6 protein-coding genes are annotated in these 6472 nt (G+C 53.8%); all 6 read left to right on the top strand.

Going from position 1 to position 6472, the window contains the following annotated elements; all coding sequences use genetic code 11:
- Positions 1-1265, top strand: a 1265-nt coding sequence (locus ACLUYS_RS08980) for a dihydroxy-acid dehydratase (RefSeq protein ID WP_412659652.1), incomplete at its 5' end; no start/stop codon positions are given.
- Positions 1262-2479, top strand: coding sequence for an ATP-binding protein (locus tag ACLUYS_RS08985; protein WP_230267995.1), 1218 nt, complete (start codon positions 1262-1264; stop codon positions 2477-2479). The genes ACLUYS_RS08980 and ACLUYS_RS08985, both read left to right, overlap by 4 nt.
- A complete protein-coding gene (gene ilvA / locus ACLUYS_RS08990) occupies positions 2466-3659 on the top strand; it encodes a threonine ammonia-lyase (protein WP_230267994.1) in 1194 nt (397 codons plus the stop codon). The genes ACLUYS_RS08985 and ilvA overlap by 14 nt, the downstream gene beginning before the upstream one ends.
- A gap of 41 nt (positions 3660-3700) precedes the next feature.
- Positions 3701-4072 carry a Rid family detoxifying hydrolase gene (locus tag ACLUYS_RS08995; protein WP_230267993.1) on the top strand — a complete coding sequence of 124 codons (372 nt, stop codon included), beginning with the start codon at positions 3701-3703 and terminating at the stop codon, positions 4070-4072.
- 367 nt (positions 4073-4439) lie between these two features.
- Positions 4440-6092, top strand: coding sequence for a sulfatase-like hydrolase/transferase (locus ACLUYS_RS09000; protein ID WP_288340674.1), 1653 nt, complete (start codon positions 4440-4442; stop codon positions 6090-6092).
- Between the two features lie 28 nt (positions 6093-6120).
- On the top strand, positions 6121-6246 hold the full coding sequence (locus ACLUYS_RS09005) for a hypothetical protein (RefSeq protein ID WP_255658308.1): 126 nt from the start codon (positions 6121-6123) through the stop codon (positions 6244-6246).
- The last annotated feature ends 226 nt before the right edge of the window (positions 6247-6472 follow it).

Here is a 6472-nt window from a genome sequence, read left to right on the forward strand (position 1 = left end):
GTCTGAATCTGCCGACCATTTTCGTTTCCGGCGGACCGATGCTCGCCGGCCGTATCGACAAGCACAAAACGTCGCTTTCCAGCATGTTTGAAGCCGTCGGTGCCTACAAAGCCGGAAAAATCGATGAAGCCAAACTCGATGAATACGAAAAGAACACCTGCCCGTCCTGCGGTTCCTGCTCCGGCATGTATACCGCCAACTCGCACAACTGCCTGAGCGAAGTGCTGGGCATGGCTCTGCCGGGCAACGGTACTATTCCGGCTGTGTATTCCAAGCGCATTGAACTCGCGAAGCACGCGGGCATGCAGGTTATGGAACTGTTCCGCAAGGATATCCGTCCGCGCGATATTCTCACCGAAAAAGCGTTCAAAAACGCACTGACTGCCGATATGGCGCTTGGCTGCTCGACGAACTCGATGCTCCATCTGCCGGCGATCGCGCACGAATGCGGCATCAAAATCGATCTCGACAACGTCAACGAAATTTCGGAACATACGCCAAACCTCTGCCACCTCGCTCCAGCCGGTCCGACGTACATGGAAGATCTCAATGAAGCGGGCGGCGTGTACGCGGTATTAAAGGAACTCGAAGATGCCGGTCTGCTGGAAACCGATCTGATGACTGTAACCGGCAAGACGATGCATGAAAATCTGGCCAATGCCAAAAACCTGGACGAAACCGTCATTCGTCCGATCGACAATCCGTATACGAAAATGGGCGGTCTGGCCGTCCTCAAAGGCAACCTGGCGCCCAACGGCTGCGTCGTAAAACGTTCCGCCGTCGCTCCGGAAATGTTAGTGCACACCGGACCGGCCAACGTTTTTGAATCGGAAGAAGAATGCATTGCCGGCATTTTCGGCGGCAAAGTCAAACCGGGCGACGTCGTTGTCATCCGCAACGAAGGTCCGGCTGGCGGTCCCGGCATGCGGGAAATGTTATCGCCGACCTCGGCCATTGCCGGCATGGGTCTCGATAAGGAAGTCGCTCTCATTACCGACGGCCGCTTCTCCGGAGCCACTCGCGGCGCTTCGATCGGTCACGTTTCGCCAGAAGCCTGCAAAGGCGGTCTGATCGGCTACGTATGCAACGGGGATCTGATTTCCATCAACATTCCGGAATATTCCATTGAACTGCTCGTGGACGACGAAGAAATCGAACGCCGCAAAAAAGAAATGCCCGCAAAAGAACCGCGCAAGGTCGAAGGCTATCTCAAGCGCTATGCCGCTCAGGTGCACGGCGCGGATGAAGGAGCGGTTCTTTCATGAGCCGCAGCGTAAATCTCGATTTGCTTTACGATCGGATTTGCGGTCTGGCGGTGTTTCGCAATTTGTACGAAGACGAAGTGTTCAAGGCGTTTGCGGATATGATTCAGGACCATTCGCATTTTTCCAGCAGTCTGAACCAGTACGCAGCCCGCTTTGCGGGTCTGCTCTACATGCAGGAAAATCCCAGCTGGCCGGACTATCTGCGCGATCTGGTCTGCCGCACGTCGACCTGTCTGTCCCGATGGCATCTCGCCGGTCAGCCCAAAAATGAGCTGATTTTCAATCAGGCGATGTATGAACTGGATGCACTGAGCGAAGCCAGCCGGCTTTCCAGCCGGGATCTCGGCCTGCAAAGCGAAATGTGGAACTGCAAGGCGCAGGATCTGAAAACGGAGTATCTGGAAAGTCTGGAAACGATGAAAACCCGCGGCACGGGCCTGTTCGCCCAGTATTCAATGTTCCGGCTGGCCAGCGAAGACAAAGTCCGTCTGATTCCGGTACGCAGCGGCGATCCGATCACGTTCGACCAGCTGTACGGCTACGAAGACCAGCACGCCAGACTGATCGAAAACACGATGGCGCTTCTGAAAAATCTGCCCAGTTCCAACCTGCTGCTTTACGGCGACGCGGGAACGGGCAAATCCGCCAGCATCAAGGCGGTGCTCAATCGGTTTAAAACCGAGGGTCTGCGGCTGGTGGAAATCGGCCGGGGACAGCTCGATCTGCTTCCCGATCTGCTCGATACCCTGGCTGAAGAGCCGCTGAAATTCATTGTCTATATCGATGATCTGTCCTTTGGCGAAAACGACGACTCCTTCGCGGCGCTTAAAGCCGTGCTAGAAGGCAGCGTCTGCGCCCGCAGTGCAAATGTGGTTATTTATGCCACCAGCAACCGCCGCCATCTCGTCAAGGAAAGCATGTCGGCCCGTACCGGGGACGACGTGCACCGGCGGGATACGCTGCAGGAAACGCTCTCGCTTTCTCAGCGCTTTGGACAGTGTCTCTTTTTTGAAAAACCCGATAACCGCAGCTTCTTTGAAATTGTCGATGCGGTTTTAGAAGAATACGGCCTGCACGCAGCCGACCCCAGGGCCATTCATGAACAGGCTTCGGCCTTTGCGCTTGCGCAGGGCGGCCGATCGGCCAGAGCGGCAAGACAGTTTGCCGCGCATCTGGCAGCAAAGGAAGGACTGAACGAAGATGTTAACGCTTGAAAAGATTTACCAGGCCCGTTATGTCCTCAAGGACATCGCCCGTCAGACGGACCTTATCCCCGCTGCCAAGATTAAAAGCGGCTGCAATGTATTTCTGAAAACCGAAAACCTGCAGAAAACCGGCTCGTTCAAGCTGCGCGGCGCCAGCTTTAAGATTTCTCAGCTTTCGGAAGAAGAAAAAGCGCACGGCGTCATCGCCTGCTCCGCGGGCAACCATGCCCAGGGCGTAGCGCTCGCCGCCCAGGCCTGCGGCATTCCCGCCATCATCTGTCTGCCGGAAGGCGCCCCGATTTCCAAAGTTGAAGCGACCCGCAGCTATGGCGCGCAGGTCGTTCTCGTTCCGGGCGTATATGATGATGCCTATGCGGAAGCCCTGCGTCTGCGCGACGAAATGGGCTATACGTTCATTCATCCGTTCGACGATGAACTCGTCATCGCCGGTCAGGGAACGATCGGTCTCGAAATTCTCGATCAGATCGATGATCTTGACGCGGTCGTAGTTCCCGTTGGCGGCGGTGGGCTGATTTCCGGTGTCGCCTACGCCATCAAAACCTTGCGCCCAGACGTTAAAGTGTACGGCGTACAGGCCGAAGGCGCGCCAAGCATGGCGGCGTCTCTGGAAGAAGAGCGCATCGTCTGCCTCGATAAAGTCCGTACCGTCGCCGACGGCATCCAGGTAAAAGAACCTGGCGAACACACGTTCGATCTTTGCCGCAAGTATGTTGATGAAATTGTCACGGTTAACGACGATGAAGTCGCGACCGCCATTCTGAAGCTGATCGAAACGCAGAAGCTCATCACCGAAGGCGCCGGCGCCGTATCGGTAGCCGCGGTCATGTTCGACAAAATCCCGACCGAAGGCAAGAACATTGTCTGCATCCTCTCGGGGGGCAACATCGACGTAACCATTCTTTCGAAAGTCATTGAACGCGGTCTTCTCACGTCCGGCCGCAGCGCGACTCTGGCGATTCAGCTTTCCGACCGTCCAGGTCAGCTGGCCAAAGTCTCCGCGCTGCTCGCTTCCTTAGGGGCCAATGTGGACAGCGTCTTCTATGAAAAAGCGAGCGAAGGCGCATCGATTACCGACTGCGTTTTGCGCATCAATATTGAAACCCGCGACCAGGACCATATCGATCTGGTCGAGAAAACGCTGATCGAAGAAGGCTTCCAGCTCCTTTAAAGAGAGCAAAGAGCCTGAACTTCGATCTGGAAAGGACCTTTATGAAACAGATTTCTACACCGAACGCTCCAGCGGCCATCGGGCCATACTGTCAGGCGGCTGTCGTAAACGGCCTTGTATTTACGTCCGGACAGATTCCGATCAATCCGGCAACCGGCGCCGTCGAAGCTGTGACCATTGAAGAGCAGACCGAACAGGTCATGAAAAATCTGACCGCCGTTCTCGAAGCAGCCGGAACCAGCCCGAAAAAGGCTGTGAAGACCACCTGCTTCCTGGCCAATATCGAAGACTTTGCGGCCTTCAACGCCGTGTACGCGAACACCTTTACCGAAAAGCCGGCACGCAGCTGCGTAGCCGTCAAGGATCTGCCCAAAGGCGTTCTCGTTGAAGTGGAAGTAATTGCCGAACTGTAATTCCAGCCAAACTGCAACTGCAGAAAACGCAGAAAATTGACGGAAAAAGCCAGAAGCGATGATTCGATCCAGAAGATCAGCAATCATCGCTTTTTCATATGGAATGGAGGACTTGAAACGGAGCCTTTTTCCCGCTGTTCCGGAAAACATCGACGAGCGGGGCAGATACACCGCAAGATACGCCGTCCGACGCTTTGAGAAAAGGGAAAGCGGGCGTTCTGCAGGCGGCGAGAAATGCTTTCGCTTTTGAAAGATACCGGTTTCATTAAATGAAGACATATTAAAAGATTCTCAACATTGACTAGCCCTCCGTTAAAACTTCAGCCTCGCAATTGAAATGCGATAAGGAAGCATTACAATATGGGGCATGTCACGTAAGAAACTGACCATTCTTCTGGGTACTATTGCCTATATATTCTTTATTCTGGGGTGCATACTGGCGTATGCGGTCCAGTACATCACCCAGGTGATTCAGGTCGAATCCTTTTCCCAGTTCCTGTATACGATGCAGGTGGGCATGGGCGGTGCCAGCAATACCATCGTCCAGATCCTGCAGGGCTTTCTGCTGAATTACGCGCTTTGGATTGTCCTGGGAACGCTGCTGTACGGCTTTCTGCTCCACAGCCAGCTTTCCAGAAAGAACCGCACGCATACCCGCAAAAAGTGGATGGCGTCGAATGCGATCAAGGCGATCAACTGCGGCAGCCTGCTGTGCATGACGGGCTGCGTGGGACTGATGATTTCTCAGCTTCAGAAAGGCTATGAAGCGCTGAAAATTGATCAGTACATCGAAGAACAGAACAAGTTTTCCACGCTCTACGAAAACCATTACGTCAAACCGGAAGCCGACTTGATTCAGGTCCCGGCGAAAAAGAAAAACATCATCTGCATTTATCTGGAGTCGATGGAAGCCACATTTTCCGACAGGGAACACGGCGGCGGATTTGATGCGGATCTGATCCCTAACCTTACCCGGATCGCTAAGGAAAATACCGACTTTTCCGCACAAGGGGATATCTGTCTTAACGGCGGTCAGGTGACCAGCCAGACGTCCTGGACAGTTGCCGGTCTTTGCGCGCAGACGTCCGGAACGCCCCTTGGCATTTCTAACTCGCAGTACAATCACACCTTCTCGGAATCGATGCTCTTTCTTCCGGAAGTCGTCAGTCTTGGCGACATTCTGGAACAGGAAGGCTATACGAACTATTTCATGTGCGGTTCCGAAGCCAGCTATGCGGGACGCGCCAACTACTTCCGCCAGCACGGAAACTATGAAATTTACGATGTACAGACCGCGCGCGATGAAGGCGACATTCCGGAAAACTATGACGAGTGGTGGGGCTTTGAAGATGAAAAGCTGATCCGCTTTGCCAAAGAGAAAATTACAAAACTTGCCGCGCAGGACGAACCGTTTAATTTCACCATGCTTACAGCGGACACCCACTTCAAGGACGGCTATTTGTGCAAGAACTGCCCGGATGATTTTGATGAGCAGTATGAAAACGTCATCCGCTGCTCCGACAAGCGGATCGCGGAATTTGTCGAATGGATCCAGCAGCAGGATTTTTATGACGATACGGTTATCATGATTTCCGGCGACCATCTTTCCATGGACAGCCTGATCAACCAGAGCGTCGGCATCGATTTCCCAAGACGGACCTATTTTACGGTTATCAACGGCGCGCCCTATACGCTCGATCGAACCCGCGATTACTGCACGCTCGATATTTTCCCGACGACGCTCGAAGCGATGGGCTTTACGATTCAGGGTCACAAGCTCGGCCTGGGAACGTCCCTGTACGCGGATGTTCCGACGCTTTGCGAAGAGTTTGGCTTTGATGATCTCAATACGCAGATCGCCTATCGATCCAAACGGTTTGAAGACGAAATTCTCAAAAACGACGGCTATACGCCGGAAGAAGAGGACGACGGCTTCTTGCCCTTCTTCTTCAACCGCGACGATTCGTCGAGTTCGTCCAGTCATCAGACGCCAAGACTTCCTGTATTCGAAGAAGAATAAACAGAAACGAAATGCGAAGCATTCCAGAATGAACGATAAGAGGCACCTTTCCATGGGCGCCTCTTTTGGTATGTCCGCACAGCAGCTGCGCAAAAAGGATTATCTGGACGCTCTCGTCTCTGTGCTGCTCGGGGAGTCATGCTCCTGGGTTTGATCCCAGCCGGATCGGCCGGACCGTCGAGCGGCGGTTTTAGAAACAGAAAAAGCCTGTCGGAGCGGCAGAGAAGAAAAGCGCCGGATCGACAGGCTGTCTAAGGAAAGCTGCGCATAGAAAGCAGTACAAAGAAAAAGACAATAAAAAAAGCTCCTTGCGGAGCGAATTTTCAAATGGTGACTCGGCAGGGATTCGAACCCTGGACCCCTTGATTAAAAGTCAAGTG

The sequence above is a fragment of the Allobaculum sp. genome, assembly GCF_047010065.1.
Taxonomy (GTDB): domain Bacteria; phylum Bacillota_I; class Bacilli_A; order Erysipelotrichales; family Erysipelotrichaceae; genus Allobaculum; species Allobaculum fili.

What these genes read in the sequence shown, in the direction of transcription:
- ACLUYS_RS08985 (WP_230267995.1), top strand. Translation starts at nt 1,262, where the DNA reads ATGAGCCGCAGCGTAAATCTCGATTTGCTTTACGATCGGATTTGCGGT.
- ilvA (WP_230267994.1), top strand. Translation starts at nt 2,466, where the DNA reads ATGTTAACGCTTGAAAAGATTTACCAGGCCCGTTATGTCCTCAAGGAC.
- ACLUYS_RS08995 (WP_230267993.1), top strand. Translation starts at nt 3,701, where the DNA reads ATGAAACAGATTTCTACACCGAACGCTCCAGCGGCCATCGGGCCATAC.
- ACLUYS_RS09000 (WP_288340674.1), top strand. Translation starts at nt 4,440, where the DNA reads ATGTCACGTAAGAAACTGACCATTCTTCTGGGTACTATTGCCTATATA.
- ACLUYS_RS09005 (WP_255658308.1), top strand. Translation starts at nt 6,121, where the DNA reads ATGAACGATAAGAGGCACCTTTCCATGGGCGCCTCTTTTGGTATGTCC.